The 16,960-nt window shown below is 37.7% G+C and carries 18 protein-coding genes and 1 riboswitch; of the genes, 5 read left to right on the forward strand and 13 right to left on the reverse strand.

The window, feature by feature from the left end; all coding sequences use genetic code 11:
• Positions 1–332: 332 nt before the first annotated feature.
• Entirely contained in the window at positions 333–773 is a 441-nt protein-coding gene (locus FTU75_RS07040) for a hypothetical protein (protein WP_180115529.1), read from the forward strand.
• 11 nt (positions 774–784) lie between these two features.
• Here the strand turns inward: FTU75_RS07040 and FTU75_RS07045 are convergent, their stop codons facing one another.
• The 10 genes from FTU75_RS07045 to FTU75_RS07090 all read right to left on the reverse strand — a co-directional run bounded on the left by FTU75_RS07045 (position 785) and on the right by FTU75_RS07090 (position 9,722).
• Positions 785–1,216: a roadblock/LC7 domain-containing protein gene (locus tag FTU75_RS07045; protein WP_180115530.1), complete on the reverse strand. Its 432-nt coding sequence runs from the start codon at positions 1,214–1,216 to the stop codon at positions 785–787.
• 10 nt (positions 1,217–1,226) lie between these two features.
• Positions 1,227–1,763 carry an ATP/GTP-binding protein gene (locus tag FTU75_RS07050; protein ID WP_078193879.1) on the reverse strand — a complete coding sequence of 179 codons (537 nt, stop codon included), beginning with the start codon at positions 1,761–1,763 and terminating at the stop codon, positions 1,227–1,229.
• A gap of 9 nt (positions 1,764–1,772) precedes the next feature.
• Positions 1,773–2,732, reverse strand: a complete 960-nt coding sequence (locus FTU75_RS07055; protein WP_180115531.1) for a hypothetical protein — start codon at positions 2,730–2,732, stop codon at positions 1,773–1,775.
• Positions 2,733–2,784: 52 nt separating this feature from the next.
• The gene (locus FTU75_RS07060; protein WP_078193877.1) at positions 2,785–3,144 is read right to left on the reverse strand and encodes a hypothetical protein; all 360 of its coding nucleotides are present in this window, start codon (positions 3,142–3,144) and stop codon (positions 2,785–2,787) included.
• 481 nt (positions 3,145–3,625) lie between these two features.
• Complete coding sequence (locus tag FTU75_RS07065) at positions 3,626–4,210, reverse strand: lytic transglycosylase domain-containing protein (RefSeq protein ID WP_180023574.1); 585 nt, start codon at positions 4,208–4,210, stop codon at positions 3,626–3,628.
• 343 nt (positions 4,211–4,553) lie between these two features.
• On the reverse strand, positions 4,554–5,039 hold the full coding sequence (locus FTU75_RS07070) for a GNAT family N-acetyltransferase (protein ID WP_180107229.1): 486 nt from the start codon (positions 5,037–5,039) through the stop codon (positions 4,554–4,556).
• Between the two features lie 88 nt (positions 5,040–5,127).
• Positions 5,128–6,327, reverse strand: coding sequence for an acyl-CoA dehydrogenase family protein (locus FTU75_RS07075; RefSeq protein ID WP_180115532.1), 1,200 nt, complete (start codon positions 6,325–6,327; stop codon positions 5,128–5,130).
• Between the two features lie 30 nt (positions 6,328–6,357).
• Positions 6,358–7,644: an acyl-CoA dehydrogenase family protein gene (locus FTU75_RS07080; RefSeq protein WP_180115807.1), complete on the reverse strand. Its 1,287-nt coding sequence runs from the start codon at positions 7,642–7,644 to the stop codon at positions 6,358–6,360.
• Positions 7,645–7,885: 241 nt separating this feature from the next.
• Positions 7,886–9,259 carry an AarF/ABC1/UbiB kinase family protein gene (locus FTU75_RS07085; RefSeq protein ID WP_180115533.1) on the reverse strand — a complete coding sequence of 458 codons (1,374 nt, stop codon included), beginning with the start codon at positions 9,257–9,259 and terminating at the stop codon, positions 7,886–7,888.
• 157 nt (positions 9,260–9,416) lie between these two features.
• The gene (locus tag FTU75_RS07090; RefSeq protein ID WP_078191029.1) at positions 9,417–9,722 is read right to left on the reverse strand and encodes a hypothetical protein; all 306 of its coding nucleotides are present in this window, start codon (positions 9,720–9,722) and stop codon (positions 9,417–9,419) included.
• Between the two features lie 311 nt (positions 9,723–10,033).
• On the opposite strand from FTU75_RS07090, the gene prmB reads away from it, so the two are divergent.
• From prmB to FTU75_RS07105, 3 genes are all read left to right on the forward strand, one after another.
• Positions 10,034–11,044 carry a 50S ribosomal protein L3 N(5)-glutamine methyltransferase gene (prmB, locus tag FTU75_RS07095; RefSeq protein ID WP_180023576.1) on the forward strand — a complete coding sequence of 337 codons (1,011 nt, stop codon included), beginning with the start codon at positions 10,034–10,036 and terminating at the stop codon, positions 11,042–11,044.
• Between the two features lie 13 nt (positions 11,045–11,057).
• On the forward strand, positions 11,058–12,152 hold the full coding sequence (aroC, locus tag FTU75_RS07100; protein WP_180041467.1) for a chorismate synthase: 1,095 nt from the start codon (positions 11,058–11,060) through the stop codon (positions 12,150–12,152).
• A 281-nt stretch (positions 12,153–12,433) separates the two neighbouring features.
• Positions 12,434–12,949 (forward strand): N-acetyltransferase, encoded by a 516-nt coding sequence (locus FTU75_RS07105; RefSeq protein ID WP_180115534.1) that lies wholly within the window; start codon positions 12,434–12,436, stop codon positions 12,947–12,949.
• Between the two features lie 104 nt (positions 12,950–13,053).
• On the opposite strand, the gene FTU75_RS07110 is transcribed toward FTU75_RS07105, so the two are convergent.
• Both FTU75_RS07110 and FTU75_RS07115 read right to left on the reverse strand, forming a co-directional pair.
• On the reverse strand, positions 13,054–13,581 hold the full coding sequence (locus FTU75_RS07110; protein WP_180115535.1) for a hypothetical protein: 528 nt from the start codon (positions 13,579–13,581) through the stop codon (positions 13,054–13,056).
• Between the two features lie 174 nt (positions 13,582–13,755).
• Positions 13,756–14,529 carry a hypothetical protein gene (locus tag FTU75_RS07115; RefSeq protein ID WP_180115536.1) on the reverse strand — a complete coding sequence of 258 codons (774 nt, stop codon included), beginning with the start codon at positions 14,527–14,529 and terminating at the stop codon, positions 13,756–13,758.
• 230 nt (positions 14,530–14,759) lie between these two features.
• Positions 14,760–14,850: riboswitch (glycine riboswitch) on the forward strand.
• A gap of 134 nt (positions 14,851–14,984) precedes the next feature.
• On the opposite strand from FTU75_RS07115, the gene FTU75_RS07120 reads away from it, so the two are divergent.
• Positions 14,985–16,226: a D-amino acid dehydrogenase gene (locus tag FTU75_RS07120; RefSeq protein WP_180023581.1), complete on the forward strand. Its 1,242-nt coding sequence runs from the start codon at positions 14,985–14,987 to the stop codon at positions 16,224–16,226.
• Positions 16,227–16,302: 76 nt separating this feature from the next.
• On the opposite strand, the gene FTU75_RS07125 is transcribed toward FTU75_RS07120, so the two are convergent.
• Complete coding sequence (locus FTU75_RS07125; RefSeq protein WP_180101997.1) at positions 16,303–16,953, reverse strand: hypothetical protein; 651 nt, start codon at positions 16,951–16,953, stop codon at positions 16,303–16,305.
• Positions 16,954–16,960: the final 7 nt, after the last annotated feature.

Below are 16,960 nucleotides of genomic sequence, written 5' to 3' on the forward strand. Positions count from 1 at the left end.
TTCCCGAACTCAGAAGTGAAACCTCTTAGCGCTGATGGTAGTGTGGGGTTACCCATGTGAGAGTAAGTCATCGCCAGCTCATTATTCGAAACACCCCCTGATATCTCAGGGGGTGTTTTTTTATGTGTTCGGAAAAAGATAAAAGGAAACGAACGTTATAAAAGTAGAAAAAGCTAAAGCACAAAAATAGGAAAACGAGAGATATTTAAAGAAAATAAAACTAAAATGCTCAATCCATCTATATCATTTTAAAATCTTTTGCTAATGAAAATGTGTAATAAATCAATATAATAAAATCGTTTGTTTCATTAATAATATATAGGGTATTTAAGATGTTTTTAAAAAAATTATTAACTATAGTTTTATTTGCATTTGTTTCTTTAAATACTACAGCTGGTGTGTATCAGGATAAACTAAGTGAATGTTTGGTAAATAAAATTTCAGCAGAAGAGAGTCAGAACTTAACGGTTTGGATTTATTTGGCATTTTCAGCACATCCAGAAATTTCTAAGTATAGTAAAGTGACGTCCGCTGAGATGCAAAAGATTGATAAAAATATGGCAAATTTATTTCAAGATTTATTTACTAAACGTTGTAATGCTGAAATCAAAGCTGTTACAGAAAATGAAGGAACAAATGCTTTGGGTAAAGCATTTGAACTATTGGGGAATCGTGCAGCTGAGAACCTGATGAAAAATCCAGTTGTTGAAAAACGTATTGCATCATTTGCACAATATTTTGATGAAGATAAAATGCGTGAATCGATGAAATAAATTGAATTGGACTAGGTGAATGTATTTGACAGTTGATATTCGCTTAGTTCATTACTCACTCTTTTTAAAGAATATAATAATTGCCCTAATAATACATTTTTTGATGTTAAGACAACTAATATCATGGGGTGTAGAGGATGAGAGATCGCTGTGAGTAATGCTTTACCATTTTCTGCATCTAATGTAATGGTTTGACAGCCGACTAAATTAATTTCATTAGTAAAAGCTTGAACCATTGCTAAGATTGAACTGCTTACAGCTGCAAGTTTTCCAGAATTTTCAATATTTTTCTTTTCTATAGATTTTAATTCAAAACCATCAGTTGAACATAACATCATATATTCAACACCGGACACATCAGAAATTAACTCCTTCATGAGTTTATGTGCTTGTTCAATAAGCTGTAGTGGTGCTGAACGTGTTGTACGAATTGCTGTATTCATAATATCTTCATCAGATTGAAAGTTGAACTTCGGCTTTTGCAATAAGTGCTTCTAGAATAAAAAGAATGTCTTTTTTATTTCTAGCATCGATATAAAAAATGGGGTGATGTATCTGTTGTGAATCTTGCCATTCTTTATAAAGTTTGGTGGATTTATACTGCGTACTGTCTAAATGTGTAATCGCGATGATGATGTTTTCATTATTTTCAGAAAAATAATTTAAATAATCATTCAGCTGCTGAATTGGATGGTCATGTGTATGATCAATCAAAATAATTGTACCAATCGCGCCGTTACAAATGGTATTCCATATAAAGTTAAATCTTTCTTGGCCCGGTGTACCATATAAACCAAGTTTAGTACCATCGGCGAGAGTAAGTTCACCGTAATCGATTCCAACAGTAGTCAACATTTTTTGATGCGCATTTTGATCAGTATTAAGCGCTTCTGTACTCAGTACAGGAATATCAGAAATACTTTGAATAGCAGTGGTTTTTCCGGCACCCATCGTTCCGGCAAATACGATCTTGTATTGCTGTAAAATCATAATGAAATTTTAGATTCCTAATTTTTTTCGAAGACTACGGAAAAAACTCTGTAGTGGATTTGAAGATTCTTGAGCTGTTTTTTGGCTATGATATACACTCGCCATGGCTGGTATCTCTTCTATGATTTGAGCTATGTGGCATGCAAATAAATAACGATTAATAAAGTTTTGGCTTAAATGTATTTGTTCAGCAATATATTGAGTAGAACTACCTTCCATAAAAAAAGCGGATATTTTCAATAGTGATTGTCGCTCAGCACAATGTATAGGCTGTGGCCAATGCAAAAGTTTATAGTGGCTTGTGTAATTGGGGGGAGTATCATCTACGTAATCCCAAACAAATTGCCATAATCCATGCTGTAAATTTATTGATTCCAACCCATATTTAAAAGTGACAACTGTATTTGTATCTGCTGAAATGAGTGTGATTTCAGAATTTTGTGTGATTTGTATATTTTGTTCTATCCAAAACTCATTGCTTAAGTTATCAATGAGTGCGATTGGTTTTTGATCTAAAAGCAATAGTTGACGTTGATGTTTATTTAAATCTTTAAAAGCCTGTGAGATCTGGAGTGCATTTAATTTAGGTTTTGTGTCTTGAACAACAATAGGATTGGACACATTTACAGGATTAATGTCTCGGAACCTTAACGCAACTGAATGCTCTAACCAATGCTCAAATTGATTGGTATTTGTTAGGGGTAAAAACAGGGTATCGTGTTCGATTTGATTTGCTTTCAATTCATTTTTTTTAAGTTTAAGTATGATTAAAGCTTCGTGCCTGATTTTATTTATATTCGGCAGGTCGATAAAGTCATCATTGATTAATAGGACTTGGAGTTTTGAATCTGCAATGTTTGTCCAATGAATAGTAAAAGTTTCAGATAGCTTATTTGAAATAATAGATTTAATGTCATTGATAACATTTAGATTTAAGCCAAAGACAGAAATATATAATGTGCTATTCACGAAATGGTCCAGAAAAACTGGGTTATTTCTGGTGAAATAACCCAACTTTAAATTAAGAAAAATCTAATTCTTTTTCGAAATGTTTAAGTTCATGGCGAGCCATAGCAAGGTTTGATTTACTACGGTCTAATACAAGGTAAAGAAATAATGCTTCATTTGAGTCGAGTGGGCGGATTAAGTGATATTGTTTACCCAGAGTAATTAGAATGTCTTCAATAGAGTCATTTAAATTCAACGCTTTGGCAACTTTACGCTTTGAGCGTACAACTTCAGTATTACCAGCAGCAGCTAATTCTAAATCGATGTCGTTATTGCCTTGTGTCGCCATAGCAAGGCCACTTTCGCTGTCAACCAAAGCTGCAGCAATAAAACCGTCAATGTCTGTTAAAGCGTTTAAAGATAATTTGGCCATTATTAACCCCAATAAATTATATGTTAATCAGTAATATAGTTTTACTGACCTATATGATATTAGCTAAAAATAATGAATAAACAATGCTAAAAAAATCAGCTGGTTGATTATTGTTAATAATAAATAAAGTAAAAATGGTCTTTAAACGATTCTTGGCTGCTAATAGTTGTAGGATTGTGTAGAATATTTAAACCTTTTATAGAATTGTTGTATATGAAATTCAATTAAGGTTGTTGTTTTATAAGAGTTTTTTTATTAATAGATTTAATGTATTATTTCATTAATTTAATATACAAAAACGATTGTATAAGATGAAATAAGTATTAAATATCTGTGCTGTTTGTTTGTTTATTGCTCATTAAAATACATTATATAATATTATTCCAAAATCTATATTTGTGATATAAGTCTATTAAATTCAAATATTTGTGATGTATGTTAAAAGTTCAATCCTAGGTCAATAGGATTGAACTGTACTTTATTACAATGCACTTTTTAAATTATTTCGATGTTGTTTCACTTGTTTTGCATAACGTTTGCCTTGTTTTTTCATTTTTCGATTGGTGTTATAAGCGGTAGGTCCGACATTATAGTAGGCTAAAGCTTTTGGCATGCTGCCAGCGGCATTTTTATATTTAGTTAAAATAAATGACCCACAATTAATATTGGTGAATTCGTCATATAAATCCCCAGGGCATGTTGCTTGCCAATAACGTGGCATCACCTGAGTTAAACCGACAGCACCTGCAGGTGAACTGACATAAGGGCGGAAAGTTGATTCTTGGCGAATAACAGCAGCCAGTAGTAAAGGATCTAAGTTATATTGATCAGCAGTTTGCACAATGTAGGGGGACACTCGATTTGCAGTTTCAGGATTGACTGAATAGGCCTTTTGTATCCCTGATGAAAGTTTAATGGCACGTTTTTCTACAGAGCCACCACCGAGTGATGAGCATCCAGAAATCAGGGTTACAGATATAATAACAGTTGAAAACTTTAAGCTGTGTGCGCTTAGGAGCGACGAAAGACGAGTTGAAAGGCGAGTTTTATTCAGTACATTCTGCATTTATGTTCACTTTAAAATAATCATGGCTAAGTGTAATTTCTTTAAGCGATAGTATGAATTGGAGACTTAGAGGTCAATATTTTCTTAAGTTGCTCTATACAGTGTAATTGTAAAAATTGATGGGAATGTACTCAAATTACATGATTGTCTAAGTGAAGAGAGAAAAACAGATAGCATTACTTGTGTCGGTATTTCTCTCTTGACATGGTACTTATTAAGATTGTGGGGACATTCAAATCCCGAGAACTTTAGTTATAAAAAACTAGAATATCCACTCATGAAATATCCCTATTTGAAAAAGCTATAACTTTTTTCAGAGGTATGAATGGAATCTAAGAATAATTTAAAGTGTTTTAAGCATCCAAATTTCGCATGCTTGGCTATGACCTGTATTGCCCTTGGGAGCTTGTAAGTGTTGAAATCCTACTTTTTCATAGAGTTTTACCGCTTGTCCAAGTGTATGTGTAGTTTCTAAATAACACGCTTTAAAATTATGATCTTTGGCGAATTGAAAACAAAGTTCTAAAATATCTTTGGCTAAGCCATGACCACGTAATTCAGGCATAAAATACATTTTTTGGATTTCTAAAATGCTTGAATCTCCAGCTAAAGGAGAAAGGCCGCCACCACCTAAAATTGTACCGTGTTGATTTTCAATAACCCAATATTGTGCATTTGCTTGCGCATAGACGTGATATAAATCATCTAAAATTGGATCTGCAACGGCAAATCCTGATTCAGGTGCTAATCCAAATTCTTTGGAAACTGTGCGAATGACATTGGCAATGCTTGCATTGTCTTCAAGTTGAAGTGGTCGGATCTGAAACATAATCATCGAAAAACAAAAAGATGGATTGTTTATAGACTGATCCTATAAAAAAATCCATCTCTAAGTTTAAAATTACTCAAGCAAAAAATTACTTTAATTCGCTTGAACTTTTACCCAGTTCACGTCGTGCAACGATTAATTGTTGAATTTGCTGTGTGCCTTCAAATATATCAAGGATTTTTGAATCACGTGCCCATTTTTCCAATAATTCATTTTCGTTATAACCGACAGCCGCTGCGAGCTCTACACACTTTAACGTGATTTCATTACCTACACGGCCTGCTTTTGCTTTAGCGATGGATGCTTCACGTGAGTTAGGTTTTTTGTTGTCGGCCATCCATGCGGCTTTGAGCATGAGTAGACGTGCTGCTTCCCAGTCTGCTTCCATTCGGTAGATTTGTGCAGCAATATTCGAGCTTTGTAAGATCGGTGTTGAATACTGCTCATCTAATTTATCTTTAAAGATTTCTTTAATTCGCTCTAAAGATGCCTTTGCACAGCCTATAGCCATCGCAGCAACGAGTGGGCGAGTATTATCAAAAGTTTCCATAACCCCAGCAAAACCCTTTGCTACATCAATTTCAGCATTGCCTAATAAGTTTGCAGCAGGGACACGACAATCTACAAAGCTAATGGCAGCCGTATCAGAGGCTTTAATACCCAATTTATGTTCTAGGCGTTCTACAGTCATGCCCGGCGTACCTTTTTCAACAACAAAGGATTTAATCGCTGCACGACCTAAATTTTTATCTAGTGTTGCCCAAACAACTACTGAATCAGCACGTTCGCCCGAGGTGACAAAGATTTTTTCACCATTCAGGATGTATTCATCGCCATCTTTCGTCGCTGTTGTCCGAATTGCTGCTGAATCAGAGCCGCAATTGGGTTCTGTAATGGCCATAGCGGCCCAAGTACCTTTTAAGCGTTCTAGTTGTTCATCATTGGCTACTGCTGCAATAGCTGAGTTGCCAAGCCCATGGCGAGGCATACTGAGCAACAGGCCTGTATCTCCATAGCACATCTCGATGATACTGAGAGCAGTCGACATATTGACACCGTTTTTATTTCCCGTGTCTGTGTCGCCACGTTTATTGACGGCAGCACCTGCATTCATGCCATCACCGCCATCATTCATACCGTCGACGAGGGAAGACAACATGTCTAATTCTTTAGGATAGGCATGTTCGGCTTTGTCATATTTACGTGAAATAGGACGTAGAACATTTAAAGCGACTTCATGGGCTTGGTCGATCAGCAATTTAAATTTTTTCGGATTTTGTAAGTTCATGGACATTTCCTTGTTTTTTATTTTGCTGAATTACGCATGTAAGCCAGATTGAAGAATCGCTGTGGCACGTAAGTCTCGATACCAACGTTCTACGGGATGTTCTTTGGTAAAGCCATGACCACCTAATATTTGCACGCCATCAGTCCCAATTTTCATCGATTTTTCAGCACATAGCACGCGAGCTAAATAGGCTTCACGATGAAAGGGCTTGCCAGCTTCGGCTAGACTTGCTGCGTTTAGGATGAGCATATGCATGGCATCAATTTCGATTGCCATATCTGCAATCATAAATGCCACACTTTGACGATGTGAAATTGGCTCTCCAAAAGCTGTACGTTCGTTTGCATATTGAATGCAATATTTTTTGACTGCAGTTGCGGTACCAACAGCCATGGCACACCACATTAAATTGCCAAGATCGATAAATGAGGTGTAATTGAAATCTTGATCGCCTAAGCGTTGGGCAGGGGTCTGATCAAATTTTAAAGTTACCGTTTCAGTGGCTTTTAAGCCCATAGCTGGTGTTTTTTTAGCGCTAATGCTCTGGTCACGTTGCACAATAAAAACTTCAGGCTGCCCATTGAGCATGGCACTCACCAAGAGCACATCTGCCTGTTCACCTAAAAGGACTAAGGTTTTCTCCCCACTGATTTTATACTGCTGGCCATCAGCAATCGCCTGAGTTTTAAGTTGATAGGGATTAAATGCCGCCGTTGCCTCTTGAACTGCAAAGCTTGCACGGAGGGTTGAATCATCTGCAAATGTCGCTAAATAGGTTGCTTGAACAGATTCTGAACCCCATTGGGTGATGGCATTGATACAGCTAAACGTCGACAGTAAACCTGCTGTTAAACTAAAATCACCTTCAGCTAGTTGTTCAGCAATTAAGATATTGCTAATGATGTTTTTTTCTGCTGCAACGCCACCCAAATCTTCAGGTAAGGCATAATAATTTAGACCTAGATCTTGGATATGTTGCCATAACGCTTCAGGAAATTTTTCCTCTTGATCGGCTTGATGAGCAAGTGGATACAAAACTTCTGTGGCAAACTGCTGCATCGCATCAGCAGTCATTTGCTGTTCTTCAGTCAGGTTTAAATCAAATAATGATTTTTGTTGATTTGGCAAACGTTGCTTATGCACACCTTTGTTGGTTTGAAATGCTTTTTGTGTCTGGCTCAAGGTTTTAAAACCAGCTTTTGAGCTTTGATACAAAGATTTTTCAACAAATTTGCGCAGTTTAAACTGATCGAGTACATCACTTCCGGCAATTTTCGTTAAAAGTGAGAGTCCAAATCCTTGTGCCTTGTTTACCATGTTGGTCATTGTTGTTTTCCATTTGCGTTGTTCTTATTTAATGCTGACATGCCAAAGATAGAAAAACCATGTCATAAATGACATGCATGATTGTCAAAGATAAACGGCGAGATTAGGTGGGATTTGATAGCTAAATGATTAATTAAGAATAGAAAAGTAAAAAGGCTTAAAAGTATTGTTATTTTAAAATTGACTTAGCTGACATTTGAGTCAGCCAAGTCTTGAAGTGTGCATTGAGTGATTATTGATATTTTTGAATCATACGACGAACATTGGTTTTCGCTTCAATGACGGTCATAAAGGTATATGCACCGATAAATTTACGGCTGATAAACATAAACTCTTTAGGTGGAACTGAGAAGTAGCGAGATGCCATCGATTTTGAAGCTTGTTGCATTACACGGCTATGTAATTGGCTTTTTTTCCAGTCATAGCGTTGTTGTTCGTCCATAACACCAGCAGGGATGTCTGGGTTATTTTCAGTGCTACTAAATGCCTCTGTTGCTAACAGAAAGACTTTGGCCATATCGGGTTTAATACTTTGTGGAATACCATCAAAGAACTCATAACCTGTCATCGCTTTGACCATTTGCTCAGCGCTATGGTGATAACCCGCGGTAATCAAATTACGCGCAACGCTTAACAGATGCTCATCGAACTGACGGATCGCACCAAAGTCGAGGAGAACAATTTTATCTGGCACATCCGCACCATTGCCTAAACGGACCAAATAGTTTCCGAAGTTAGGGTCGGTTTGCATTTCACCCCATTCAAAAATTTCGCGTACGGCAATTTCAAGTGATGCTTCACCTAAGGCATTACGGCGCTCTTGAGGAAGTGATAGCATTACAGGGCTATTAATCGGCACACCACGTTCAAAGGTCATACACAGCACTTGAGGTGTTGAATAACCTTCAATGATTTGCGGCACGATATAGCGTGGGTCTTCTTTTAAGCGTGCAGCAAAACGGCGAGTGGTATCTGCTTCGATTTTATAATTTACTTCACGATGCATCATTTCACGAACTTCATCAAACCACTGATCAAATTCACGGGTTTGAGGAACCATTCGTGTCAGTTTGAGCATGTTTTTGAATAGATTCATATCCGAATCGATTGCATCTGCCACACCCGGATACTGGATTTTTAAAACCAGTTCTAAACCATCAGATTTACGTTTTGCACGGTGAACTTGTGCCAAAGAAGCTGTACCAAGTGGCTCATGATCAATCACGAGATCATCAAGTTTTGAGCCAAGTTGATTTTGTAATTGGACTTTAATGGCTGGCCATGCCAATGCAACTGTTTGATTGTTCAAGGTGTTGAGGGCTTGGGTGATTTCTTCAGGCAGAAAATGTTCACCATACAACGCCATCATTTGGCCAATTTTTACAATCGAACCTTTTAATTTACCAATTTCTGCGACGAGATATTCAGCCTGATCTTTCATGGCTTTTTTACGCTTTTTCTCTTTTTCTTCTTCACTCGAAAAAATAGAAGTAGCGTTTGATGCTGCCCAACGAGTTCCCGCAAGTAGCGATGCCTTTGCGATAGATAAGCGTCGATCCATAGAAGACGTTTTCAAGTGTTTGAGCTTATCGTTCTGATCTGACATGTAAATTAAATCCTTTAATCAGCAATTCGCAGAAAAATACATTGTAGCTAATTTTAACGTTTCTTAACGTATTAAAATAGTTCAACTTACTGAATATGCAGTAAGCATTTGCAAACTTAAGCAAGATGCCGCGTAGACAGGTACATTGGAAAGAAAACTATAAACGATATTTGATTTTTACCGTATCGTTTTGCATCAATGCGGCTTTATGTTCTTCAATATGTTGATGAATGAGATGTTGGACAGATTCGTCTTTAAATCCGGCAGCATAACCTTTGACAATAATAATGCTCGGTAAGCTAAAAAATAGGGTACGTGCGTTTTCTAGACTCGCATCAGGGAAAACTTGATGTTCGATCAGTAGTTGCTGAAAAAATGCCTTTTCAGTTTGCACATTTAAAGACTGAGTGTCTTCCCAATAGCTCTGACGCATAGCCATGAGGTTATTGTGCTTATAGCTCATTGGAGCTCCGCATTTAAAATTTAACTGTTTGTATGGGGATGATTTTATAAAATTAAAGCTTGGGATCAAGTACAAATTGCTAAACATTTGAGCTTGAATTGGTTTTTATTCGTAATTTTTATCTATTAGGTTTTATAGAATGCTGAAGAAAGGCATAAAGTACACATTTCATTTCAGCGAATGTATCAGACCTCATATATACGGTTATGAAATGCTTTCAAGCGGTGAATAATGCCGTATTTTTATTATAAATAGCATTAAAACAAGGTATCATAGGGCGTTTAAAAAATTATGAACTGGAGACGCCTTAAGTGGATCGACCGACTATTAGCCCTGAACATTTACAGGAAGCAGCTGAAAACCTATCTACAATTCGTGATTATATCCGCTTTGGGGTAACAGCTTTACGTCAATATGATGCCCACTTAGGACAAGGTACAGAAGACTATTTTGCTGAAAGCTCAGCATTGGTTTTACAAACGTTATCTCTAGATTGGAATGCAGATGCGGAAATCTTAGATGCGAAATTATTGCCAAGTGAAGTTGCAGAATTTTTAACATTATTAGAACGTCGTATTAATGAAAAAGTTCCGACGTCTTATTTACTTAACTTGTCGTATTTCTTTGGTAAGCCATTTTATGTCGATGAACGTGTACTGATTCCACGTTCTCCAATTGCAGAGTTAATTGAAAACCGTTTTGCGCCATATTGCTTAGGTGAAAATGGCGAAATGGGTGCTGCAGTTAATAATCTACCTGAAAATGCCAATCCAAAAACTCCTCAGCGCATTTTAGATATGTGTACGGGTTCGGGTTGTATCGCGATTGCTTTAGCATATGCATTCCCAGACGCTGAAGTTGATGCAACAGATTTATCTAAAGATGCGCTTGAAGTGGCACAAATTAACTGTGAACACCACAATAAACAATATCAAGTGGCTTTACTTGAGTCTGATTTATTCGCCAAAATTCCAGCAGAGAATCAATATGATTTAATCGTGTCGAATCCACCGTATGTGGATGCTGAAGACATGGCAGATTTACCAGAAGAATTCCACCATGAACCTGAAATGGCGCTTGCTGCGGGTCAAGATGGTTTGGATCTTGTCCGTAAAATGTTGGCACAAGCTGCAGATTACCTGACTGAAGATGGCTTAATTGTGATCGAAGTGGGTAACTCAGAATGGGCAATGCGTCAAAACTTCAATACCGTTGATTTTTATTGGTTACAGTTCCAAAAAGGCGGTACAGGTATCTTTGCATTGACTGCTGCTCAATGCCGCGAATACCGAGATTTATTCATTCAATCTGTTCAAGCATAAGGAGTCGTTTGACATGGCAGGTAATAGTATAGGGCAACTCTTCCGTGTAACGACTTGTGGTGAATCTCATGGCGTTGGTCTGATGGCCATTGTGGATGGGGTTCCACCGGGTATTGAACTGACTGAAGCCGATTTGCAAAAGGATCTGGATCGTCGTAAGCCGGGCACATCTAAGTTTGCGACTCAGCGTAAAGAACCCGATGAAGTTGAAATTATTTCAGGCGTATTTGAAGGCAAAACAACCGGTACATCGATTGGTCTTTTGATCCGTAACACAGATCAAAAATCAAAAGATTATGGCAACATTGCGCAAACCTTCCGTCCGGGTCATGCAGACTATACGTATACACATAAGTATGGTTTCCGTGATTATCGTGGTGGTGGCCGTTCGAGTGCTCGTGAAACTGCGATGCGTGTTGCTGCGGGTGCGATTGCTAAAAAATTCTTGTTTGAGAAATTCGGCATAGAAATTCGTGGTCATGTAACCCAAATTGGTACCGAAAAAGCACAGAAATTGGACTGGAATGAAGTTCCGAATAACCCATTTTTCTGTGGTGATGCAGATGCTGTCCCACGTTTTGAAGCTCTTGTAACGTCACTTCGTGAACAAGGAACGAGCTGTGGCGCCAAACTGGAAATTATTGCGACGCAAGTGCCAGTTGGTTGGGGCGAGCCTGTATTTGATCGTTTAGATGCAGATATTGCACATGCTATGATGTCCATCAATGCCGTAAAAGGTGTGGAAATTGGTGATGGCTTTGGTGTTGCCGAGCAGTTTGGTCATGAAACCCGTGATGAGTTAACTACGGATGGTTTCTTGGCAAACCATGCTGGCGGCATTTTGGGTGGTATTTCGAGTGGTCAAGACATTCGTGTTGCGATCGCCTTGAAACCTACAGCATCCATTACTACGCCGGGTAAAACCATTACGATTAATCGTGAAGATACTGATGTGTTGACCAAAGGTCGTCATGATCCTTGTGTCGGTGTTCGTGCAACACCAATTGCAGAGGCGATGTTGGCAATTGTGCTCATGGATCACTTCATGCGTAACCGTGCACAAAATGCGGATGTTGTCGCTCCATTTGCTCCAATTGAACCCAAGTGAGGAAACAAAGCGCTGCTTTGTTTCGAACGCGGTTGGTGAGTAGCGTTAGCGAGTCACAGTGGATAAATAACAAAGCGCTGCTTTGTTCCGAACGCGATTTGGTGAGTAACGTTAGCGAGTCACAGAGGATAAATAACAAAGCACTGCTTTTTGTTCCGATGCTGTTGGTGAATAGCGTTAGCAAGTCACACTGATGAGCACATTGCTTTAAAAAAACCAGACAATTGTCTGGTTTTTTTATTTCAGTAAAATAGGCCTATGAAAATAAATAGCTAAAAAATATGAATATAAGACATGCTTTACTTGGTGATATTCAGCAGCTCGAAAGCTTAATGAATATAGCCTATCGGGAGAATCATCCCAAGAGTTGGACCACGGAACATCATATTGTTCGAGGAAATCGAATAAATGTGTCTCAACTCAGTCAACTCTTACAAAAAAGGGATTTTCATTTATATGTGATTGAGTCGGTACATGCGCAGATCAAGGGGTGTATTGGTATTCAAATGCAGGGGATGAGCTGTGAAATTGGTCATTTTGCAATTCATCCAAATGAGCAAGCTCAGGGCTTAGGAAAAAAATTATTACAATTTGCAGAACAACAAGCGATGTTGATGGAACCCAATGTTGAAGAATTTGTGATGTATGTGATTGATTGGAGTTTAGAATTAATAAAATATTATCAACGACGTGGCTATAACATAACAGATGAAAATCAAGCCTATCCTCTTCATCTAGAAGTAGGTCAACCGATATGTGAACTGACATTTAAACAAATAATTAAACGAATAAAATAAAGATCATGTGATGCATTTGATTAATTTATAAGATGAGATGAATAAAAAATCCCAAAAGAAAACATACACTAACTTCTGGGATTTTTATTTTAGACTATTTGGTCTTAAGAATAAGCACGTAAAAATAGACGATAGGCATCTGAAGATTTTTGGTTTTTTAACATATAGTGTGCGATTTCACCTTGGTTGGTATTCATAATCACAGCAATATTTTTTGCGTCCCGAAATTTTTTAAGCACAGCATCTGGGATCATCACGGTATTAGAAGAATCAATCACATTTGAATTATCTAAGCGACGATAATTTGTTCGACCAATTGCAGGATAAGACAAAACTTTGCCGTCAATCACAAAAGATATTTCACTCATATCAAGCTGCTGTTGATCATAAGAATGCAGTGAAAGTGCATACTCACCTTTGTTTTTTTGCCAATCAATTGCAAGTTCAGGACATTTTTGCCCAGCTTCACATAGTAACTGACCTCGAGTAATGGTTCGTTGTATCACTTTGCTGTTTTCAACGGTATTCACACCTTTTAGCTTCAAGGTTCTTGTTTCAGGTTTATTTTTAGGTACGGTAATACAACCCGTGAGTAGTAGGAGTGTAAATCCTAGAACTAAATAATTTTTCATGCGTATTTCCATGTTAGCGTTATTTTTATGAGCAATATTTATTTTGGCGCATATTCACACAGAAAAACAAAAAAGTAAAATACATCACACTTTTCTAGTTTTGTTCGAGCACTGCTTTGATATAAGTAGTGGATATTCAAATAAATAATATTTTTCAGTGATGTTAAGCGAACTTCATAGAAGATTGGATAATTTAAGCAGGATCTGTGATTTTGCGCTATCTATCTGCTCGGGATTGGTTTGTCGAGATAATTGTTCACGTGGTTTTTCACCTAAAAAATATTTGATCCGTTCAGCATTTGCACCTGATGGATGGGGAAGTCCAGCTAGAATCTGTTGATCATTTAAATAGCCTAAGCTACATACATAATTTAAAACCGCATCTACACCTTTGCCTAGCGGGATATAAATTGCGTTAGGAAGCTGTTGGACCATAGGAATAAAATAATCATCAATATGTTGTTTTAATAATTCATTTTTTAGCATTGCAGGTGTTGAGCCAGCATAATTTTTTCCATTGACCAAAATGCATTGCTGTAAAACCGAGCACATTTGCACCTTATCTTGATGAATGCTAAATAGCTCAGCAGTGGTCTGTATGCCTAATTGATTGTGTAATCCAATATGATCTAGCAGTTGAGTTAAATTTTTACGAATAGGGCCGCTAAAAGCGCCACTATTCTTGGCAAGTTTAAGAATGTTTTCCTCAGATACTTGCTGTTCTAAGCCGACCTTTGCTGCGATTAATGCATTACGCCATTGTTGTTGGCCTGGGCAGATGCCGACGATAACCACTTTTGCATCATGATTTATGGCCTCAAATGGTGCATAAAAGCTTTGAATAGTTCCCAGAGTCTTAAGTAGGAGTAAATCACTTTGAGTTAATTCTTCAATAGCATGTGTTTTGATCACAGATGCGTAGCGAGAGAAAAGTGTTGAATCCGACATAAAACTTCAATTTTTCTAGGTATAAATTTCATTCAGTATTTTAAACCTTTATTTTAAAGATGAAGTATTTAGGTGTAGAAAAAATGATTTTAAATTTATAGACTAACAACTTAAATTGATAAAAAAATAATATTTAACAATATTGACCCAAATAGGACTTGAGATTTGGTACAAATATTGCTCATATCTAACTAAGGCAATATCAATAAGAATGCGAAATAAAAAACGAAAGGATGATTGCAGGAGAGAAGCACAGATCGTGCTCGCCGAAGGAGCAAGTTCCCCCAGGAAACTCTCAGGCAAAAGGACTGTAATCATATAAAAAATCTGGAGAGAAGTAGGCCGGATCTACTCACCGAAGGGGAAGGTTCACATTGCTTCGCAAGGAACCAAAGCTCTCAGGTACCAATGACAGATGGGGCGAACATAGGAAATATAATTTCCAAGGAGCCTATATGTGTCATATTGTTGTGATTGGTGCAGGTATTACTGGGGTAACGACAGCTTACGAACTCGGATTACTCGGTTATCGTGTCACCGTGGTCGATAAACATCTTTATCCTGCTATGGAAACGTCGTTTGCCAATGGTGGACAATTATCAGCATGTAATGCTGAAGTCTGGAACCAAAAAGCAACGGTGGTGAAAGGCATCAAATGGATGTCACAAAAAACCGCGCCATTACTATTAAATCCAAGTTTTAATCTTCATAAATATTCATGGCTTTTTGAGTTTATGGGACATATTAAAGATTATCGTGAAAATACTCACGAAACCGTCCGTCTCGCATTGATGGCACGTCAGCGTTTATTTGAAATAGCTGAGCATGAAAACTTACAGTTTGATTTAGAAAAACGCGGCATTTTACATTTCTTTCATAATCAACATGATTATGAGGTGGCGACTCAAGTTAATAATATGCTCTGTGAGGGTGGCTTAGAGCGTCATCCTGTGACATTAGCTGAAATCCGTGATATCGAGCCTAGTCTGACAGGTGAATACTATGGTGGTTTTTATTGTCCGGGGGATGCCACGGGCGACATCCACAAATTTACGACGCAGCTTGCTAAAGCAACAGAACGCTTTGAAGTGAAATATATGTGGGGTTTTGAGGTGACTGACTTTGAACATCATGCAAAAGGTGTCAATGTTCAGTTAAAAGCCAGTGATGAAAATATGGAACATCCTGATGCTGATACCATACTTGAAGCAGATGCTGTGGTGGTCTGTGGTGGCGTAGGTAGTTATGAACTTGCACATAAACTCGGTGATCGCGTAAATGTGTATCCAGTCAAAGGATATTCAATCACCATTAATTTAAATGATGAACAAAGTCAGGCCAATGCGCCTTGGGTAAGTCTGTTGGATGAAAGTGCCAAAATTGTGACTTCACGCTTAGGTGCAAATCGACTCCGTGTTGCAGGCACGGCAGAGTTTAATGGCTATAACCGAGATATTCGTGCCGATCGCATTCAGCCTTTAATTGATTGGTCGAATCGTAATTTTAATCTATCAACAGAACATGTGGTGCCGTGGGCGGGTTTACGACCAATGATGCCCAATATGATGCCAGTAGTGCATGCAGGTAAGCGAGATCATATTTTCTATAATACAGGGCATGGTCACCTTGGATGGACTTTATCTGCGGCAACAGCTGCAATGATCAGCCAGCAAGTGCAGCAAACACATCCGATTTAACTGACATATTGTAGACATCCAAAAAGCCTCAATGTTGAGGCTTTTTTGTATTTTTCTAAGTCATTCGAATTTGATCTTAATCATATAAACGATAAATCCCTGCAAAACGTTCACAGCCTTTTTGTTCGGTTTTTACTGAGAGTAAGGCTTTACTGTAATTGAACTGATATTTGCAGTCGTGTTCATTATCGGTGATTTGATTTTTTTGTTCGGGTGTTGTGTAAGCTAAAAATGGAATGGTTTGTGTTTCAACTCGATTGTTCGGATTACGATAGGCAATGCCTTCTATTTTGATGCTGTCTTTGCCCAGTTGATGTACCTTTAAATGTACAGGTGATGTCGCAAAATGACCATTTTCAAATTTAAGATAATGCTGCGTTAAGCTTTGGTTCATTGAGGTATAAATATTCAAATCTTCATGGCGAAGCTCAAATTGTTGTTTAAAACACTCCAAGTTTTTGCATTGCTGAACTCGGCTATACCATAATTTTTGCGTATCTATCAGTAAGCGTATTGGGGCATCGGTAATCAACTGCGCTGTTAAAAAAAGCCCATTTAGCTTTTCACGCTGTTCTTTAAAACGGTCAGAACAATAATTTTTTTTTGCCTGAGTATTGGCATGATCGCAGTTAATTTTTTCTGCATGCGTAAACGTCGCTAGGCCAGAACCTATTAGCAGAACCAGTCCGAATTTTTTGATGATATTTATTTCAGTTTTCAACAGCATGATCGCT

The organism is Acinetobacter sp. YH12140, from assembly GCF_013418475.1.
GTDB classification, from domain to species: domain Bacteria; phylum Pseudomonadota; class Gammaproteobacteria; order Pseudomonadales; family Moraxellaceae; genus Acinetobacter; species Acinetobacter amyesii.

Coding starts and splice junctions, on each gene's coding strand:
- FTU75_RS07070 (WP_180107229.1), bottom strand. CDS start 5,039: ATGTTTCAGATCCGACCACTTCAACTTGAAGACAATGCAAGCATTGCC.
- FTU75_RS07060 (WP_078193877.1), bottom strand. CDS start 3,144: ATGGCCAAATTATCTTTAAACGCTTTAACAGACATTGACGGTTTTATT.
- FTU75_RS07115 (WP_180115536.1), bottom strand. CDS start 14,529: ATGTCGGATTCAACACTTTTCTCTCGCTACGCATCTGTGATCAAAACA.
- FTU75_RS07105 (WP_180115534.1), top strand. CDS start 12,434: ATGAATATAAGACATGCTTTACTTGGTGATATTCAGCAGCTCGAAAGC.
- FTU75_RS07110 (WP_180115535.1), bottom strand. CDS start 13,581: ATGAAAAATTATTTAGTTCTAGGATTTACACTCCTACTACTCACGGGT.
- FTU75_RS07045 (WP_180115530.1), bottom strand. CDS start 1,216: ATGAATACAGCAATTCGTACAACACGTTCAGCACCACTACAGCTTATT.
- FTU75_RS07120 (WP_180023581.1), top strand. CDS start 14,985: ATGTGTCATATTGTTGTGATTGGTGCAGGTATTACTGGGGTAACGACA.
- FTU75_RS07085 (WP_180115533.1), bottom strand. CDS start 9,259: ATGTCAGATCAGAACGATAAGCTCAAACACTTGAAAACGTCTTCTATG.
- FTU75_RS07090 (WP_078191029.1), bottom strand. CDS start 9,722: ATGAGCTATAAGCACAATAACCTCATGGCTATGCGTCAGAGCTATTGG.
- FTU75_RS07080 (WP_180115807.1), bottom strand. CDS start 7,644: ATGGTAAACAAGGCACAAGGATTTGGACTCTCACTTTTAACGAAAATT.
- aroC (WP_180041467.1), top strand. CDS start 11,058: ATGGCAGGTAATAGTATAGGGCAACTCTTCCGTGTAACGACTTGTGGT.
- FTU75_RS07075 (WP_180115532.1), bottom strand. CDS start 6,327: ATGAACTTACAAAATCCGAAAAAATTTAAATTGCTGATCGACCAAGCC.
- FTU75_RS07040 (WP_180115529.1), top strand. CDS start 333: ATGTTTTTAAAAAAATTATTAACTATAGTTTTATTTGCATTTGTTTCT.
- FTU75_RS07065 (WP_180023574.1), bottom strand. CDS start 4,210: ATGCAGAATGTACTGAATAAAACTCGCCTTTCAACTCGTCTTTCGTCG.
- FTU75_RS07050 (WP_078193879.1), bottom strand. CDS start 1,763: ATGATTTTACAGCAATACAAGATCGTATTTGCCGGAACGATGGGTGCC.
- FTU75_RS07125 (WP_180101997.1), bottom strand. CDS start 16,953: ATGCTGTTGAAAACTGAAATAAATATCATCAAAAAATTCGGACTGGTT.